This is a genomic window from Achromobacter spanius (assembly GCF_029637605.1).
Classification (GTDB): domain Bacteria; phylum Pseudomonadota; class Gammaproteobacteria; order Burkholderiales; family Burkholderiaceae_B; genus Achromobacter; species Achromobacter spanius_E.
Window position 1 is genome coordinate 6,162,532 of sequence record NZ_CP121261.1, and the last position, 17,093, is coordinate 6,179,624.

General features: G+C 64.4%; 17 protein-coding genes. 12 read left to right on the forward strand and 5 right to left on the reverse strand.

Features of this window, described 5'->3' with window-relative positions; all coding sequences use genetic code 11:
- Window positions 1–79: 79 nt before the first annotated feature.
- Entirely contained in the window at window positions 80–811 is a 732-nt protein-coding gene (locus P8T11_RS27565; protein WP_268079126.1) for a CoA pyrophosphatase, read from the forward strand.
- A gap of 86 nt (window positions 812–897) precedes the next feature.
- Here P8T11_RS27565 and rsgA read toward each other — a convergent pair whose 3' ends face one another.
- Together rsgA and P8T11_RS27575 are read right to left on the reverse strand one after the other, a co-directional pair.
- Complete coding sequence (gene rsgA / locus P8T11_RS27570; RefSeq protein WP_268079125.1) at window positions 898–1,854, reverse strand: ribosome small subunit-dependent GTPase A; 957 nt, start codon at window positions 1,852–1,854, stop codon at window positions 898–900.
- Window positions 1,851–3,101, reverse strand: coding sequence for a M48 family metallopeptidase (locus tag P8T11_RS27575; RefSeq protein WP_268079124.1), 1,251 nt, complete (start codon window positions 3,099–3,101; stop codon window positions 1,851–1,853). Before P8T11_RS27575 ends, rsgA begins: the two co-directional genes overlap by 4 nt.
- Before the next feature lie 60 nt (window positions 3,102–3,161).
- On the opposite strand from P8T11_RS27575, the gene orn reads away from it, so the two are divergent.
- Both orn and P8T11_RS27585 read left to right on the forward strand, forming a co-directional pair.
- Complete coding sequence (gene orn / locus P8T11_RS27580) at window positions 3,162–3,707, forward strand: oligoribonuclease (protein ID WP_050447887.1); 546 nt, start codon at window positions 3,162–3,164, stop codon at window positions 3,705–3,707.
- Window positions 3,708–3,777: 70 nt separating this feature from the next.
- Entirely contained in the window at window positions 3,778–4,407 is a 630-nt protein-coding gene (locus P8T11_RS27585; protein WP_268079123.1) for an NAD(P)H-hydrate epimerase, read from the forward strand.
- A 57-nt stretch (window positions 4,408–4,464) separates the two neighbouring features.
- On the opposite strand, the gene paaX is transcribed toward P8T11_RS27585, so the two are convergent.
- On the reverse strand, window positions 4,465–5,394 hold the full coding sequence (paaX, locus tag P8T11_RS27590; protein ID WP_268079122.1) for a phenylacetic acid degradation operon negative regulatory protein PaaX: 930 nt from the start codon (window positions 5,392–5,394) through the stop codon (window positions 4,465–4,467).
- 173 nt (window positions 5,395–5,567) lie between these two features.
- On the opposite strand from paaX, the gene paaA reads away from it, so the two are divergent.
- The 9 genes from paaA (at window position 5,568) to paaK (ending at window position 13,801) form a co-directional block, all read left to right on the forward strand.
- The gene (paaA, locus tag P8T11_RS27595) at window positions 5,568–6,557 is read left to right on the forward strand and encodes a 1,2-phenylacetyl-CoA epoxidase subunit PaaA (protein WP_268079121.1); all 990 of its coding nucleotides are present in this window, start codon (window positions 5,568–5,570) and stop codon (window positions 6,555–6,557) included.
- A gap of 136 nt (window positions 6,558–6,693) precedes the next feature.
- Window positions 6,694–6,978, forward strand: a complete 285-nt coding sequence (gene paaB, locus P8T11_RS27600; RefSeq protein ID WP_050447891.1) for a 1,2-phenylacetyl-CoA epoxidase subunit PaaB — start codon at window positions 6,694–6,696, stop codon at window positions 6,976–6,978.
- Window positions 6,979–6,992: 14 nt separating this feature from the next.
- Window positions 6,993–7,757: a 1,2-phenylacetyl-CoA epoxidase subunit PaaC gene (gene paaC, locus P8T11_RS27605; RefSeq protein ID WP_268079120.1), complete on the forward strand. Its 765-nt coding sequence runs from the start codon at window positions 6,993–6,995 to the stop codon at window positions 7,755–7,757.
- Window positions 7,754–8,260: a 1,2-phenylacetyl-CoA epoxidase subunit PaaD gene (gene paaD / locus P8T11_RS27610; RefSeq protein WP_100857884.1), complete on the forward strand. Its 507-nt coding sequence runs from the start codon at window positions 7,754–7,756 to the stop codon at window positions 8,258–8,260. Before paaC ends, paaD begins: the two co-directional genes overlap by 4 nt.
- 13 nt (window positions 8,261–8,273) lie before the next feature.
- Entirely contained in the window at window positions 8,274–9,359 is a 1,086-nt protein-coding gene (gene paaE, locus P8T11_RS27615) for a 1,2-phenylacetyl-CoA epoxidase subunit PaaE (protein ID WP_046802758.1), read from the forward strand.
- A gap of 47 nt (window positions 9,360–9,406) precedes the next feature.
- Window positions 9,407–11,071 (forward strand): phenylacetic acid degradation protein PaaN, encoded by a 1,665-nt coding sequence (gene paaN / locus P8T11_RS27620; protein WP_268079119.1) that lies wholly within the window; start codon window positions 9,407–9,409, stop codon window positions 11,069–11,071.
- Window positions 11,072–11,085: 14 nt separating this feature from the next.
- Entirely contained in the window at window positions 11,086–11,874 is a 789-nt protein-coding gene (gene paaG / locus P8T11_RS27625) for a 2-(1,2-epoxy-1,2-dihydrophenyl)acetyl-CoA isomerase PaaG (RefSeq protein WP_050447896.1), read from the forward strand.
- The gene (gene paaI, locus P8T11_RS27630; RefSeq protein ID WP_268079118.1) at window positions 11,874–12,344 is read left to right on the forward strand and encodes a hydroxyphenylacetyl-CoA thioesterase PaaI; all 471 of its coding nucleotides are present in this window, start codon (window positions 11,874–11,876) and stop codon (window positions 12,342–12,344) included. Before paaG ends, paaI begins: the two co-directional genes overlap by 1 nt.
- 137 nt (window positions 12,345–12,481) lie before the next feature.
- Window positions 12,482–13,801, forward strand: coding sequence for a phenylacetate--CoA ligase PaaK (gene paaK, locus P8T11_RS27635; protein WP_100857161.1), 1,320 nt, complete (start codon window positions 12,482–12,484; stop codon window positions 13,799–13,801).
- A 100-nt stretch (window positions 13,802–13,901) separates the two neighbouring features.
- Here paaK and P8T11_RS27640 read toward each other — a convergent pair whose 3' ends face one another.
- Window positions 13,902–15,302 carry an MATE family efflux transporter gene (locus P8T11_RS27640; RefSeq protein ID WP_268079117.1) on the reverse strand — a complete coding sequence of 467 codons (1,401 nt, stop codon included), beginning with the start codon at window positions 15,300–15,302 and terminating at the stop codon, window positions 13,902–13,904.
- The gene (locus P8T11_RS27645) at window positions 15,299–17,029 is read right to left on the reverse strand and encodes an ArnT family glycosyltransferase (protein ID WP_268079116.1); all 1,731 of its coding nucleotides are present in this window, start codon (window positions 17,027–17,029) and stop codon (window positions 15,299–15,301) included. The genes P8T11_RS27640 and P8T11_RS27645 overlap by 4 nt, the downstream gene beginning before the upstream one ends.
- Window positions 17,030–17,093: the final 64 nt, after the last annotated feature.

Here is a 17,093-nt window from a genome sequence, read left to right on the forward strand (position 1 = left end):
ATTCAGCGTTTCCGTCCGGCACAGGTTTCCGGGTTAAAAAGGCACCTGCGAGGGTGCCTTTTTCTTTTTGCAAAGCCGTATGTCTGATTCCTCGTATTCCGCGCGGCCACGACGGCCGCTCGTGCGTCCCGGCTTCGATCCGGCGATGCAACCGTGGGTGGTGGCCAATGAGTCCTTGCCGGCCGTGCCCGCCAGCCTGCTGACCCCGCATCGCTTGCGGGGCACCTTGACCCAGCCGTCCACCTGGACGCTGGAGCTTTCTCGCGACAACGACCTGCGCTATCCCGGACGCGAAGGCACGCCCGTGCCTGCCGCCGTGCTGATCCCGCTGGTGACCCGTGACAACGGCGTGCACATCATGCTGACCCAGCGCGCCGCGCACCTGCATGACCATGCAGGGCAGATCAGCTTTCCGGGTGGTCGCATCGAGACCAGTGATTCGACGCCAGTTGCCGCCGCCTTGCGCGAAGCGCAAGAGGAAACGGGCTTGCCCGCCGACCATGTTGAAGTGTTGGGCAGCATGCCGCCTTACCTGACGGCAACGGGCTTTTCGATCATTCCGGTGGTGTCGCTGGTGCGTCCGGGCTTTGAGCTGGCGCCCGACGCTTTCGAGGTAGCTGAAGTGTTCGAAGTGCCGCTGTCCTTTCTGATGGACCCGGCCAATCACCGGCTGTATGAAGCCCGCCTGGATGACGGTCGCGTGCGCAATTATTACGGCATGCCCTATGGCAAGCACTTCATTTGGGGCGCTACGGCAGGCATGCTGCGCAATCTTTATCACCTGTTACGCAATGGGCTGCAGCCTGGCTGACAACCCAGGCTCGCAGCACCTTGCCCCTGCACACACAAAAAAAGACGGCCGTTTTCGGGCCGTCTTTTTTTTGGAGAGGGAGCCGATCAGTAGCGTTGCTGGCCCGCCAGGTTCTCTTCCAGAATGCGTTCGTACAGCGCGTAGCGCAGCGGGTTGATCTTGCCTGCCTGCAAGGCGGCGACCACGCCGCACCCGGGTTCGCGCCGATGTGTGCAGTTATAGAACCGGCATTCCTCGATGGGCTGCGTAAATTCCGGAAAGCCGCGGATGATGTCGTCGCGCGTCAGGTGCTGCAAGCCAAACGCCTGGAATCCCGGCGAATCGATCAAGTCGCCGCCGGGCTCGGGCAAATGGTAGAGCCGCGTGCTCGTCGTGGTGTGCTTGCCCATGTCCAGCGCGGTGGAGTGCTCGCGCGTAGCGGCGCGGGCGTCGGGGATCAGGGCATTGAGCAGGGTGGACTTGCCCATGCCGCTTTGGCCCAGCAGCAGGTTGGTGCGCCCGGCCAGGCGCGGCGCCAGCAAGGAATGCACCTTTTCCGGTTCCAGCGCGCTGAGTTCGACCACGGGCACACCCAGCGCCGCGATGGGCGCCAGGCGCGCGCGTGCCGCGGGCAGTTCTTCCGTCAGGTCGGTCTTGTTCAAGACGATCAGTGGCGAAATGCCGGCGCTCCAGGCGCCGGCCAGCGCGCGCCCGGTCAGGTCGTCCGAGAACGTCGGTTGCACCGCGATCACGATCAGCAGTTGGTCGACGTTCGAGGCGAACTGCTTGGAGCGCATGTCGTCCGACCGATACAGCAGGTTGCTGCGCGGCAGGATGGCGTCAATGGCGCCTTCATCCTTGCCTTGCGGGGCGATGCGCACGCGGTCGCCCACGGCGGCGCCGGTTTTCTTGCCGCGCGGAAAGCACTTGCGCAGGGAACCATCGGCCAGCTCTACCGTGTAGTGGCGCCCGTGCGCGGCGATGATGCGGCCGTCAATCTGGTCGCCCACGGCTTCGGACGGCGGGGCCGTGGCGCCGTTTCGGGTATTGCGCGCGTTGCTCATGCGGCAGTCGCCATCAGGTGGCGGATGCGCTCGGCGGCGGGGGGATGGCTGTCGTAGAAGGCGGAATGCACAGGGTCGGGAGTCAGCGTAGCAGCGTTGTCGTCATAGAGTTTGACCAGTGCGGATACCAGATGCGCTGGCGAACTCTGCTCGGCCGCATAGCGGTCCGCTTCGAATTCGTCGCGACGCGAGTACCAACTGGCCAACGGCGTGAACATGAAAGTAAAAACGGGAATGACCAGGAAGAACAGCAACAGCGCCATGGCGTCGTTGCGGCCACCCAACTGGGGCATCACGCCCAGGTCCACATAGAACCAGGGTTGCTGCGACACCCAGCCCAGGATGGCGAAGAAAGCCAGCGCGGCGCCGAAGCTGAAGAGCACGCGCTTGATGATGTGGCGCTTGGCGAAGTGGCCCAGTTCGTGCGCCAACACGGCTTCGATTTCATCGCCGTTCAGGCGGGCAAGCAAGGTGTCGAAGAACACAATGCGGCGCGACCGCCCGAAGCCGGTGAAATAGGCGTTGCCGTGCGCGGAGCGGCGCGAGCCGTCCATCACGAACAGGCCATTGAGCGCAAAGCCGCAGCGCTGCGCCAGGCGCTGGATGCGGCCGGCCAGTTCCGGGTCGGACAGCGGCGTGAATTTATTGAAGAGCGGGGCGATGAACATCGGGTAGATGATCAGCAGCGCCAGGTTGAATACGGTCCACAGCGCCCAGGCCCACACCCACCAGTAGGCACCCGCGCTGCCCATCAACCACAGCACGGCGGCAGCCAACGGCAGACCCAGTACGGCCGCCACCAGCAAACCCTTGGCGGTATCCGCGATGAACAATTCGGGCGTCATGCGATTGAAGCCGAAGCGCGCTTCCAGTTTGAACTGCCGCCATAGCGTGAACGGCAGGCCAAGCAGGCCCAGCACCAGCGCCACCACCACCAGCAAAAGCATCTGGCGCAAAAAGTCATTGCTGGTAAGCTGGCCCACCATCAGGTCAATGAATTGCAAGCCGCCCATCAGGGTCAGGCACACCAGCAGAATCGCGTCGTAAGTGCGTTCCAGCATGCCCAGCTTGACGCGCGCAACCGTGTAGTCGGCGGCGCGTTGATGGCTGGTCAACCCGATACGGGGCGAGAATTCGGCGGGCACCTGGTCGCGGTTGCGCGCGACGTGGCGGATCTGGCGGCTGGCCAGCCACAGGCGCACCGCGATATCGGCAAGCAGGAAAGCAACGAACAGCAGTGTGAACATGGGCGAAGCGGATGGCTCAATAGGGATGTGCGAAAATCGCGTGTTTTATAGGCAAATTATATGGCTGTGAACGAAAATCGCCTGGTCTGGCTCGACATGGAAATGACCGGGTTGGATCCCGAGAAAGAACGCATCATCGAGGTTGCCGTCGTGGTCACCGAACCCGACCTGACGGTGGTGGCCGAAGGCCCGGTTCTGGTCGTCCACCAGCCCGACAGCCTGCTGGATGCCATGGATAACTGGAACAAATCCACCCACGGCAAGAGCGGCTTGATCGACAAGGTCCGCGCGTCGACCGTGTCCGAGGCGCAGGCAGAGGATACGCTGTTGGCGTTTTTGGCGCAGCATGTGCCGGCGGGAAAATCGCCGCTGTGCGGCAACACCATCAGCCAGGACCGCCGCTTCATGTTTGCTTACATGCCGCGTCTGGAACAGTTCTTCCATTACCGCAACCTGGATGTCAGCACGCTGAAGGAACTGGCGCGCCGCTGGGCGCCGGCTGTCTACAAGGGCTTCGAGAAAAAGAGCCGCCACGAAGCGCTGGCCGATATCTACGAGTCCATCGACGAACTCAAGTACTACCGCGAACACTTCCTGAAAGTGTAAGCAGGCGGCTGGCGCCGGGCTTGCCCGGCAATCAGCCCGCCGCGCGGTAGGACCATACTCTTTTCACGCCATGCCCAGTCATTCCGTTGCTCAGATTCGCCGCGCCGAGCAGTTGGCTTTGGCCGAGGGGGCGTCGCTTATGCCCAGGGCTGGCGCGGCGGCCGCGACATTTGCCGCCGAACGGGTTGGCCCTGGCGGCTCCGTCCTGGCCGTGGCCGGTCCCGGCAATAACGGCGGGGATGCCCTGGAAGCCGCGGCACGCCTGCTGGCGTTGGGCCTGCGAGTTCAGGTGGTGCTGCCGTCCGGCCCCGAAAAATTGCCCGCCGACGCGGCGCGCGCCTGGGGCGGCTGGCTTGACGCTGGGGGCCGCACGCTGGCTTCGCTTCCCTCCACGCCTCCTGATCTGCTTATCGACGGCCTGTTCGGCATCGGGCTGAACCGTCCGTTGGATTCCTCGTGGCAGCAGTTGGTCGATACGATCAATGCGTGGCGGGTGCCCGTGTTGGCGCTGGATGTGCCCAGCGGCATTGACGCCGATTCTGGCGCGGCGCTAGGCCGGCCGATCCAGGCCACCTGGACGCTATCTTTTATCGCTACCGCGCGTGGTCTGACTCACCCTGGTGCCGGTCGCGACGCCGCGGGCGAACGCCATGTGGACACATTGGGGGTGTCGATGCCGCCCGGCGATGCCGCCGGGTAGGCGGATTACCCCGACGTACCCTTGTCGAGGTCACGCGCTCGGAAGGCGCGACACCCCTCAGGCCGGCCGTCCGCCAAAACGGGATTCCACGTCCGCCGTCAACGGCGTGTAACGCTCATTGTCTTGCCCGGCACGCGCGTTCAGATGGGTTTCCGACGCATCGAACACCTTCCAGTAGATGCGTCCGCATAGTGCGCGGGCGGCATGGCCCGGCCAGTTGTCGGGCAGCATCGGTCCGGGCAGTTGCGGGTCGTGCAGCACGATCCGGCGCCAGTGGTGCAGCAGCATGACCCGCACGACAAAGGCGTCGGCGGGCGGCGGGCTTTCCTCCAGCAGTTTTTCCAGCGGACCGAAATTGCGCGAGAACTGACGGTACTGCTCGGCCACGTCGTCCAGGTTCCAGCACTGCGAGGCCAGGCTGGCGATGGGCAAGCCGCCCGCGCCGGCCAGGTCGCGGGCGGACAGCACCAGCGCCCGATCCGGGATGCCCAGCTTTTCCAGGATGTCGTGCGCGGCGCTCGCCTCGGTGTGCGGGTGCGCGAACAGGCCCGGCGCGATCATTCCGAACCCTTCCCAGACCAGTTCCCGGCGCAGTTCGGCGCGTTCGGCCAGCCCGTTGCCCGTGCGTGGCAGCGCCACCAGCGTCCATTCGCCGTTCCAGTCTTGCGTCGCGCCCTCATAAATGCGCTGCGAGGCATGCGCGGTGTGTCGCTGTCCCTGTTCAGAAATCAGATACAGGCTGCGTCGGCCGTGCCGCTCCGATTGCAGCCAGTTTTGCGCTACCAGCCGAAAGACGCTGGTGCGCAGCAAGCGTTCATTGATGCCCAGCGGGGCCAGCAGCTCGATCAGGTCGCCTAGCCAGATGGCGCCGCCGTGAGGCGCGAGCGCGTCTCCCAGCAAGCTGACGCAGAGCGATTTGGCACGGGGCGGGTCGCTTTTCAACAAGCGGGACAGGAAACGGTCCAAAGGCGACGTAGGGTTTGCCATAGGGTGGGCCAAATGTGGCCGATATCGGGATCCGCAATATGATACATAAATCCAATGTGATACAGCTTTGCGTTTGACAATGGTTTTTTTGTATTAAATAATCCACCTATGACATGACGGTGCTGCGGAGCGTTTGCCTTGCGTTTTCGCAACCCGTCTCAAGGAGACAAAACATGTACGCTCAACTCGTCGAAACCGGCGTCAAGCAGGTCAAGACCGCCGACCAGCTTGAAGGCCCCGAACAGACGTTCCAGCGCCGCATAGACGATGGCGTGCGCATTGAGGCCAAGGACTGGATGCCCGATGCCTATCGCAAGACGCTGGTGCGCCAGATCTCGCAGCACGCGCACTCGGAAATCGTCGGCATGCTGCCCGAAGGCAACTGGATCACGCGTGCGCCGTCCCTCAAGCGCAAGGCGATCCTGCTGGCCAAGGTGCAGGACGAGGCCGGCCACGGGCTGTACCTGTACAGTGCCGCCGAGACGCTCGGCGTATCGCGCGATGAGCTGATCGACGACCTGCACGCCGGTCGCGCCAAGTACTCCAGCATCTTCAATTACCCCACCCTTAGCTGGGCCGATATCGGCATGATCGGCTGGCTGGTCGATGGCTCGGCCATCATCAACCAGATCCCGCTGTGCCGCTGCTCATACGGCCCCTACGCGCGCGCCATGGTGCGCGTCTGTAAGGAAGAGTCTTTCCACCAGCGCCAGGGGTACGACCTCTTGATGCAGATGTGCCTGCACGGCACGCCCGAGCAAAAGGCGATGGTGCAAGATTCCCTGAACCGCTGGTGGTGGCCCGCCCTGATGATGTTCGGCCCGTCCGACGCCGACTCGCCCAATAGCGCGCAGTCGATGGCCTGGAAGATCAAGCTCTTCTCTAATGACGAGCTGCGCCAGAAAATGGTCGACCAGACCGTGCCGCAGGCCGAATACCTGGGCCTGACCGTGCCGGACCCCGATCTCAAGTGGAACGCCGAACGCGGCCACTATGACTTCGGCGAGATCGACTGGAGCGAGTTCTACGCCGTGCTCAAGGGCAACGGGCCATGCAACCGCGAGCGCCTGGCCGCGCGCGTCAAGGCGCACGAAGACGGCGCCTGGGTGCGCGACGCGCTGGTGGCCTACGCGGACAAGAAGGCGCAGCGCAAGGCCGCTTGAAGCGAACCGCCTGAACCGGCCGCAGCGCGTCTGCGTTCCTCTTCAAGCGCGCCTGCGTACCTTTTTCCACCCCGACTTCACATCATCATTGCCGTCCGGTGCGCGCCACGCGCCCGGCATTCCAAGGATATTCATCATGAGCAAAGACTGGCCTTTGTGGGAAGTGTTCATCCGCAGCCAGCACGGCCTGGCCCACAAGCACGTCGGCAGCCTGCACGCCTCGGACGCCGAAATGGCGATCAACCACGCACGCGACGTCTACACGCGCCGCAACGAAGGCCTGAGCATCTGGGTCGTGCGCGCCTCGGACATCTCGGCCAGCAGCCCCGGCGACAAGGAGCCCTTGTTCGAACCGGCCAACAGCAAGGTCTACCGGCATCCCACGTTTTTCCCGATGCCCGACGAAATCAAGCACATGTAAGGCGGCGGGCAGACATGGACAAGACTTTGTTTGAATATCTGCTGCGCCTGGGCGATTCGTCGCTCATCCTGTCGCAGCGCCTGGGCGCATGGACCGGCCACGGCCCCATCCTGGAAGAAGACCTGGCGCTGACCAATACCGCGCTGGACCTGCTGGGCCAGGCCCGTATGTGGCTGACGCTGGCGGGTGAAGTCGAAGGCGCCGGCCGCGATGAAGACGCGCTGGCCTATCACCGCGACGCCCATCAATTCCACAACGTGCTGCTGGTTGAGCGCGCCAACGGCAACTACGCCGACACCATGGCGCGCCAGTTCCTGTTCGACGTGTGGCACTACTTCCTGTTGCAACGCCTGGAACAGTCCAGCGACGAACGTGTCGCCGCCATCGCCGCCAAGTCCATCAAGGAAGTCACCTACCACGTGCGCCGCTCGTCGGACATGGTGGTGCGCCTGGGTGACGGCACCGACGAAAGTCACGCCAAGATGCAGGCCGCCATCGACGACGCCTGGCGCTTCACCGGCGAATTGTTCGCCGACGACGCCGTGGACCAGGACGTGGCCGCGCGCGGCATCGGCTGTGAACTTTCCGCCCTGCGCGAACCGTGGCTGGCCCACGTGCGCGAAGTACTGGAAGAAGCCACGTTGACCGTGCCCGATGAAACCGCCGCCAACCATCTGGCCTACCGTGGCGGCCGCCAGGGCAGGCACACCGAAGAACTGGGCTACGTGCTGGCCGAAATGCAGTACCTGCCGCGCGCCTATCCAGGAGCCACGTGGTGAACGCGCTGGCGCCCATTTCCGCCGACCAGGTCTACGCCTGGCTGCAGGAGGTTCCCGATCCGGAGATCCCCGTGCTGTCCGTGGTGGACCTGGGCGTGGTGCGTGACGTGACCTGGGACGGCGACACCTGCGTCGTCGTCATCACGCCCACGTACTCCGGCTGCCCGGCCATGCGCGAGATCACGCAGGACATCCAGCAGACGCTGGCGCGCCACGGTATTGACGAGGTCCGTGTCGACACCCGCCTGGCGCCCGCCTGGACGACCGACTGGATGAGCGAAAAGGGCCGCGAAGCCCTCAAGGGCTACGGCATCGCCGCGCCCGCCGAACGCGCCATCGACATCTCGGGCATCAGCCGCCGCGCCGCCGCGCCCGCCATCGCGTGCCCGCGCTGCGGCTCGCGCGACACGCGGATGGTCAGCAACTTCGGGTCCACGTCGTGCAAGGCGCTGTATCGCTGCGTGTCTTGCCGCGAACCCTTCGATTATTTCAAGACTCACTGAGAGCGGTTTCAAGATGAGCAACCAATTTCATTCCTTGAAGGTGGCCTCGGTGGCGCGCAATACGCGCGATGCCGTCGTCGTCACCTTTGACCTGCCCGACACGCTGACCGACGAGTTCGCCTTCCTGCCCGGGCAGTACCTGACCCTGCGCACGCAACTGAATGGCGAAGAGCTGCGCCGCTCGTACTCGATCTGTTCCGCCCCGCACGACAAGCTGCTGCGCGTGGCCATCAAGAAGGTCGACGAAGGCGCGTTCTCAAGTTGGGCCAACCACGAACTGCAACCGGGCCAGACGCTGGAAGTGATGGCGCCCGCCGGCAACTTCACCGTGGATTTCTCGCCCGAGAACCAGCGCCATTACGTGGCCTTCGCGGTGGGCAGCGGCATCACGCCGGTGTTCTCGCTGGTGAAGACCGCGCTGTCCATCGAACCGCGCAGCAAGTTCACGCTGTTCTTTGGCAACCGCGCATCGTCGGCCGTGCTGTTCCGCGAAGAAATCGAAGACCTGAAGAATCTGTACATGGAGCGCTTCTCGCTGGTCTACGTCATGAGCCGCGAGACGCAAGACATCGAACTGTTCAACGGCCGTCTGGACGGCGACAAGGTCGACCAACTGATGTCGGCCTGGATGAGCCCCGAAGACATCGATTACGCTTTTGTCTGTGGTCCGCAGACCATGACCGAAAGCGTGGTCGAGCGGTTGCAAGCCCGTGGCATTCCGAAGGCGAACATCAAGTTCGAGCTGTTCGGAGCGCCCAAGGGACCACGCGCGCTGCGCACCGGCCACGACGCGCCGCAGGCGCCGGGCAAGGGTCAGTGCGAAGTTACCGTGGTGCAGGACGGCCACAGCCGCATGTTCGTGATTGATAAGAATAAAGACAGCGTGCTGGACTCGGCGCTGGCGCAGGGAATCGAGCTGCCGTACTCGTGCAAGGGCGGCGTGTGTTCCACCTGCCGTTGCAAGGTCATCGAAGGTGAAGTGGACATGGACGCCAACTTCGCCCTGGAAGACTACGAAGTGGCGCGCGGTTTTGTATTGAGTTGCCAGAGCTTTCCGGTCAGCGACCGCCTGGTTATCGACTTCGACCAGGAAACCTGACGCGGCCTGTGCCAGTCAGACACCCCTAATTCATTGGAGAGACAAGCGTGTCCCAAAAATTCTTCGAACGTCACCAGTCCGTGCTGGAACAATCCCTGGCGGCAGCCGCGTTGCGTGGCTACTGGAGCCCGTTTGCCGAATCGCCCAGCCCGCGTAACTATGGGGAAACGGCCAATGACGACGGCCGCGCCGCCTTCGAAGCCCTGAAGGGCAAGCCGTTCCCGTTGAACCTGCACGATGCCGACGGCACCGTGGGCGGCGAAAAATCGCCCTATGGTTTCGACCTGGGTATTACCTACCCGCACGTGCCGGTCGACAAGCTGATTAGCGCTTCCAAGCGCGCGCTGGAAGACTGGCGCCGCGCCGGCCCGCAAGCCTGGGTGGGCGTGTCGCTGGAAATCCTGGCGCGCCTGAACAAGCTCAGTTTTGAAATTGCCTACGCCGTGCAGCACACCACCGGCCAGGGTTTCATGATGGCCTTCCAGGCCGGCGGCCCGCACGCGCAAGACCGTGGCTTTGAAGCCGTGACCTACGCCTGGCAGGAAATGTCGCGCATTCCGGGCGTGGCGATCTGGGAAAAGCCGCAAGGCAAGAATGACCCGATCCGCATGGAAAAGCAGTTCACCGTGGTGCCGCGTGGCGTGGCGCTGGTGATCGGCTGCTCGACCTTCCCGACCTGGAACGGTTACCCCGGCATGTTCGCCAGCCTGGCCACCGGCAACACCGTTATCGTCAAACCCCACCCGGGCGCGATCCTGCCGCTGGCCATCACCGTGAAGGTGGCGCGCGAAGTGCTGCAAGAGGCGGGCTTCGACCCCGATGTGGTGCTGCTGGCCGCGCACGAAGCGGGCGACGATACGGCGCAGAAGCTGGCGCTGGACCCGGCCGTCAAGATCGTGGACTTCACCGGCAGCACCGCCAACGGCGACTGGCTGGAAAACAATGCCCGCCAGGCACTGGTCTACACCGAGAAGGCCGGCGTCAACCAGGTCATTATCGATTCCACCGACGACTTGAAGGGCGTGGCGCGCAACCTGGCGTTCTCGCTGGCCTTGTACTCAGGCCAGATGTGCACGGCGCCGCAGAATATTTACGTGCCGCGCGACGGCATCAACACGCCGGAAGGCCGCGTCAGCTTTGATGACGTTGCCGCCGCCTTGGGCGTGGCGCTGGAGAAGCTGGGCGCGGATGCCGCTCGCGCCGTGGAACTGACTGGTGCCATCCAGAATGACGGCATCGTAGAACGCATCGAAAAGGCCCGCGCGCTGGGCCTGCCGGTGGTAGCCGACAGCAAGACGCTGACGCACCCGCAGTTTGAAAACGCGCGTGTGCGCACGCCGCTGCTGCTGCGCACGGAAGCGGGCAACGCGGCCATCAGCCAGGAATGGTTTGGCCCGATCGCCTTCGTGGTGGCCACGGATTCCACGGCGCACAGCGTCCAGTTGGCGCGCGACAGCGTCATCCAGCACGGCGCTTTGTCCTTGTCGGCCTACACGACCGACCCGCAAGTGGCTGACCAGGTGCAGGATGCGGCGGAAGTGTCCGGCGTGTCGTTGTCGTTGAACCTGACGGGTGCGGTGTTCGTCAACCAGACCGCGGCATTCAGCGACTTCCACGGCACCGGCGCCAACCCGGCCGCCAACGCGGCGCTGTCCGACGCGGCCTTCGTATCGAACCGCTTCCGCGTGGTGCAAACCCGCCGTCACGTCTAAGCAGGGCGACGCTTATGAGCTACCAGGATATTCAATTCGACCTGTCGGGCGGCATCGCGCGCCTGACGCTGAACCGGCCCGACAAGCTGAACAGCTTTACGGCCAACATGCACGCCGAAGTGGCCGACGCGCTGACGCGCGTGGAAACCGAAGGCGCCCGCGTGCTGGTGCTGACCGGCGCGGGCCGTGGCTTTTGCGCGGGCCAGGACTTAAGCGAGCGCAAGCCCGCCGAAGACGGCACGCCGCCCGACCTGGGCGAGACGGTCGACAAGTTCTACGCGCCTTTGGTGCGCCGCCTGAACGCCTTGCCCATGCCCGTTGTGGTGGGCGTGAACGGCGTGGCGGCAGGGGCGGGTGCCAACCTGGCGTTCGCGGGCGATATCGTCATCGCCAAGGCATCGGCCAATTTCATCCAGTCGTTTTGCCGCCTGGGCCTGATTCCCGACACCGGCGGCACGTTCGCGCTGCCGCGACTGGTGGGCCGCGCGCGCGCCATGGGCTTGGCCATGCTGGGCGACAAGCTCAGCGCCAAGCAGGCCGAGGAATGGGGCCTGATCTGGCAATGTGTGGCGGATGAAGAATTCGACGCCACGCTTGAGCGCTTGGCCAAACACTTCTCGACCGCGCCCACCAAGGGCCTGGCGTTCACCAAGCAGGCCATGCAGGCCAGCCTGGGCAATGACCTGTCGACGCAATTGGACCTGGAGCGCGACATGATGCGCGAGCTGGGTCGCAGCGCCGACTACGCGGAAGGCGTGGCCGCCTTCCTGGGCAAGCGCGAACCGCAATTCAAGGGGCAATGATGAGCGTACACGTTCCCCCCGTTGAAGCGCCGAGCGATCCGCAGGAACTGGCGCAGGCCGTAGGCACCGTGATGTACGCGGGCGACGCGGCCTCGCAGGGCCTGGATATGAAGATCGAGGAAATGGCGCCCGGCTATGCGCGGCTGACGATGCGCGTGCGCGCCGACATGCTGAACGGCCACAAGACCTGCCACGGCGGCTTCATCTTCGCGCTGGCCGACAGCGCGTTCGCGTTCTCCTGCAATTCCCGCAACGTCAGCACCGTGGCCTCGGGCTGCACCATCGATTACCTGGCGCCGGGCTTCGAAGGCGACCTGCTGACCGCCGTGGCGCAAGAGCGCTCGCTGGCCGGCCGCACGGGCGTGTATGACGTCACTGTCACCAACCAGGACGGCCGCAACGTCGCCCTGTTCCGTGGGCGGTCCTATCGCATCAAGGGCCAGATCGTGGGGGTTCCCGCCGAAGGCTGAGGATGACACTCCAACGCCAATAGAAACGTCGTCATCCAACCAAAGCCAAGGCCAACGGCAGGGCGGCAGCAGCGCGGACCGAGAACCCCGCGCGCCGTCCACACCGGTGTAGAAAGAATTTCAGGAGAGAGATAACCATGTCCAACACCATGAGCAAGCCGGGGCTGGACCCCATCGAGCATGCCAGCGAGGATGAACTGCGCGCGCTGCAGCTTGAGCGCCTGAAGTGGTCGCTCAAGCATGCGTACGACAACGTCCCGCACTACAAGAAGGCGTTCGACGAAGCGGGTGTGCATCCCGATGACCTGAAGCAGTTGTCCGATATTTCGAAGTTTCCTTTCACGACCAAGAAGGAACTGCGCGACAACTATCCGTTCGGCATGTTCGCGGTGCCGCGCGAGCGCATTTCGCGTATCCATGCATCCAGCGGCACCACGGGCAAGCCGACGGTGGTGGGCTACACCAAGGGCGACCTGGACAACTGGGCCAACTTGGTGGCGCGCTCGATCCGCGCGGCCGGCGGCAAGCCCGGCGACACCGTACACATTGCCTACGGCTACGGCCTCTTCACGGGCGGCCTGGGCGCGCATTATGGCGCCGAGCGTCTGGGTTGCACGGTCATCCCGATGTCGGGCGGGCAAACTGAAAAGCAGGTGCAGTTGATCAATGATTTCCGTCCGGACATCATCATGGTCACCCCGTCCTATTTCTGCAATATTCTCGAAGAACAGCGGCGCCAGGGCATTGATCCGCGTCAAAGTTCGCTGCGTATCGGCATCTTTGGCGCCGAGCCGTGGACGGGGCAGATGCGTGCCGACATTGAAGCCGAGGCGGGTATTGACGCCGTCGACATCTATGGCCTGTCGGAAGTGATGGGGCCGGGCGTGGCCAGCGAATGCGTGGAAACGAAGGACGGCCCCGTCGTCTGGGAAGACCACTTCTACGCCGAAATCATCAACCCCGACACGGGCGAGCCCGTGGCCGACGGCGAGCCGGGCGAACTGGTGTTCACGTCGTTGACCAAGGAAGCGATGCCCATCATCCGCTACCGCACGCGCGACCTGACCCGCCTGTTGCCCGCTACCGCGCGCAGCATGCGCCGCATCGGCAAGATCACCGGCCGCAGCGACGACATGCTGATTGTGCGGGGCGTGAACATGTTTCCGACGCAAGTGGAAGAGCTGGTGCTGAAGATCGCGCAACTGGCGCCGCACTACCAGTTGGTGCTGTCGCGCACGGGCAATATGGATGAGCTTGAGATCCTGACGGAAGTGCGTGCAGAGTTCTCGGGCCTGTCGGATGCCGAGCGCAACAACCTGGGCAAGCAATTGCAGCATGCGGTGAAGACGCACATCGGCGTCAGCGCGCGCATCCAGGTGTCGGATGCGGGCCATGTGGAACGCACGCTGACGGGCAAGGCGCGCCGCGTGATCGACAAGCGTCCGAAGGTGGTCTGACACCGTCGTGTCCGGTGCGATAAAAAAGCAGCCTTCTGGCTGCTTTTTTTGCGTAGTGCTGGCGTAAGGGCGTAAGGCCGCAAGGACGGGGCAGCGCTGGCTATCGGGCCAGCGTCCGCACGATGCGGCGATACCAGATGTGCAGCAGGATGGCGGACAGGGCCAGGCCCACCATCGCCATCAGCCACATGCTGCCAGCGCCTTCGGGCGAACCGGGCAAGAGCACGTCGCGGATGCCGTCCAGGCCGCCACGGCCCGGGCCAAAACCGAACCACCAGCCGCCGACCAGACCCACGCCCGCCAGCGCCACCACCTGCAACAGCAGCGGAACCACCGCCACTTTGTACGCACGCAGCAGGTACGAGTTGATGCACTGCATGGAATCGAACAGGTGAAACAGCGGCAACACCGCCAGCAGCGTCGTCGCCACGGCGGCCACGCCGATGTCGTCCGTGTACGCGGCAAGGATCAGCGGGCGGCCCGCCAGCAACACGGCGGCAGTCAGCAGCGCGCCGATCAGCCCCAAAGCCAGCCCGGCCATGCCGGTGCGGTGCGCGTGCGCAAGATTGCCCGCGCCAATGGCCTGTGCGGTCAGCGCGGCGGTTGCTACGCCCAACGCCATGGGCATCATGTAGCACAAGGCCGCCAGGTTCGACATGATCTGGTGCCCGCCGGTCACATACGTGCCTTCACGTGCCACCAGCAAGGCCATGAAAGTGAAGGCCGACACTTCCACCAGGTAGGAACCACCCATCGGGATGCCCAGGCGCAGCAATTCTTTCAGCGTCTTCCAATCGGGCTTGCCGATGCGCAGATTGAAGCGCCGGTAGAAACGGTCATGCGTGATGACCCACAGGCCCAGCCCCAGGCTCATCCACGAAACGATCGCGGTCGCCAGCCCGGCGCCGGTGGCGCCCATGGCGGGCAGGCCCAGGTTGCCGTAGATGAGCAGCCAGTTGAAGAATGCCTTGAAGGCAATGGCCGACAGGTTGATCGCCATGACGAGCTTGGGCCGCGATACCGAGGTGCCCAGCGCGTAGATGGTGCGAAATACCAGCGCGGCCGGTAGCGCCAGGACCAGCGCCTGCAAGTAGGACCCGATCCGTTCGCGCACGCCAGGGGCCACATCGCCTGACATCGACAGCCACACGTCCGGGAACAGCATCAGCACCGCGCCCACGACGGACAGGCCTAGCGCCAGCCAGACGCCTTGGCCCCAACTGCGGCCGACTTCGTCGTTATTGCCGGCACCGTAATGCTGGGCCAGGATCGGGATCAGCGCGTGAACCACGCCCATCAGACCCACGAAAACAGTGATGTAGATGGATGCGGACAGGGCCATCGCGGCCAGGTCGCTGGCGCTGGAGTGGCCCGTCATGGCGGTGTCCAGCACGCCGAACGAAATACCGGCCCACTGGCTGATCAGCACTGGCCAGGCCTGCTTGGCGATGCCGCGCAGGGTGGCGCCGAAAGATATCGGCACCGCGTTTGCAGGGGTCATCGGTTAGGGCCGACTCGCAGTAGTCGGAACACTTCCTGGCGGTCGGCGCGGCGGCCGCCTTGCCACAGCACGTCGGCGCCATCGCTATACGCGGCGGTGTTGTCGCGCAGGCTCTGGTTGTTGGTCTGTTGAAGGATCAGCGTGCACTTCGCGTCGAACGTGAAGCTCAGATTATTGAAAATCAGGAACGAGGCGCGTTGGCCGCTGCCCAGGCTCAAGCCGCGCACGCATTCGCCGGGCCGGGTGTGTTGCGCCAGCGCCTGGGCCAGTTGGCCCGATACAGTGCGGTAGCTGCGCGCGTAGTCCACGGCGGGTTGCCACAGCAGCACCAGCAGGATCCACGTCACGGTCAGGCCGCCGGCGGACAACACGGTGCCACGCCACAGGGCTTGCGGCCGCACGCGCAGACGCCACACCACCAATGCGATCCACGCCACGGTGAAGATCACCGCCAGGGTAAAGGCGCCCCACGAGATGACGGGCTCGTAGCCGGTCGTCTGGCGGGCGATGTTGCGGGAGATCTGTGCCGGCCAGTTGAAGTGCAGCGCCACCCAGCCCAGCCAGGCGGTCGCCGCCGTCAGCGAAAAACACATGACGGCAAACCAGTCCAGCGTGTTGACGACGCCGCGACGCAGGGTCGGCAACGAGAACGCGCCCAGCACCGCGCACGGCACCGCCAGCAGTACATATTCGGAATCGGTGGCTTCTTCCAGGCCGAACAGCACCGCGGCCGCGCAGACCAGCAGCATCAGCGGCAGCCAGATATGCGGCGCGTAGATCCAGTCGCGCCAGCGCCACGCGGCCAAAAGAGCCAGCGGCCAGGTCGGCCACAGATACCAGGGAAGATCGCGCAGGGTGCGGCCCACGTCATGCCAGGACGGTACGGCGAAGGACGACAGGTTCCATGTCTTCCAGTTGCGGATCCAGTACTGGCTGCTTTCGCTGGCCGGGATCCACCAGGCCAGGATCAGCGCAACGGTGACCAGTACGGCCCAGGGTAGCCAGCGTTTGCACTTCCACAACTGGCTGCGCGGGTAGAAGGCCAGCAGCGCGCCGATAATGATAGGTGTGGCGCCTACCCAGCCGCGCGTCAGAAAGCTCGCGGCCAGCGCGATACCCAGGGTGGTGGTGCCGGTGAAGGGCCGGTCGACACTGCGCGCCAACGAATAGAAGGCCAGCGCCTGGCAGGCCATGATGGCGGGCACGACCGTGGTTTCATGGGTGCGTTGCAGAATGCCGACCGTGGCCAGCAACAGCAGCAGGGCGGCGTCGGCCAGCATGCGGCCGTAGTCGCGCGGTTCGGGCTCGCCGCCAAAGGGCAGGGCCAGTGGTTGCGCTTCAGTGCGGCGACCCAGCAAGTATGTGCCGTACCAGACGCTTGCGGCGGTAATGCCGAACCAAAGCAGATTGGGCAGGCGGCCGGCGGTGATGTCGCCGATGAAGGGGCCGAACAGCCAGATGCAGATGGCGCCCACCCAGGTGATCAGCGGGCCTTCCTCGGCATGGGCCAGCAGGCCCACTTGAGGCAGCAACCAGGTGATGCCGCCTTCGCGGATCGCCGTGATCATCGTCGCCAGGCCAACCGCGTCGTCTGTTTTCCACGGGTCGCGCATGAACAGGCCGGCCACGATATAGGCCAGGGCCAAGCCCAGCAGAATCAGTCTGGGGAGCTTTGCGGTCGCCACGGAAGTAAGCCGGGCGGGAGTGGAAAAAGAAAGTGGGGACACGGGCGTTAATGTAACCGAGTGATCTGGTTGCGCCAGCCCCGAACCTGTAAAAAGCCGGCTAGGG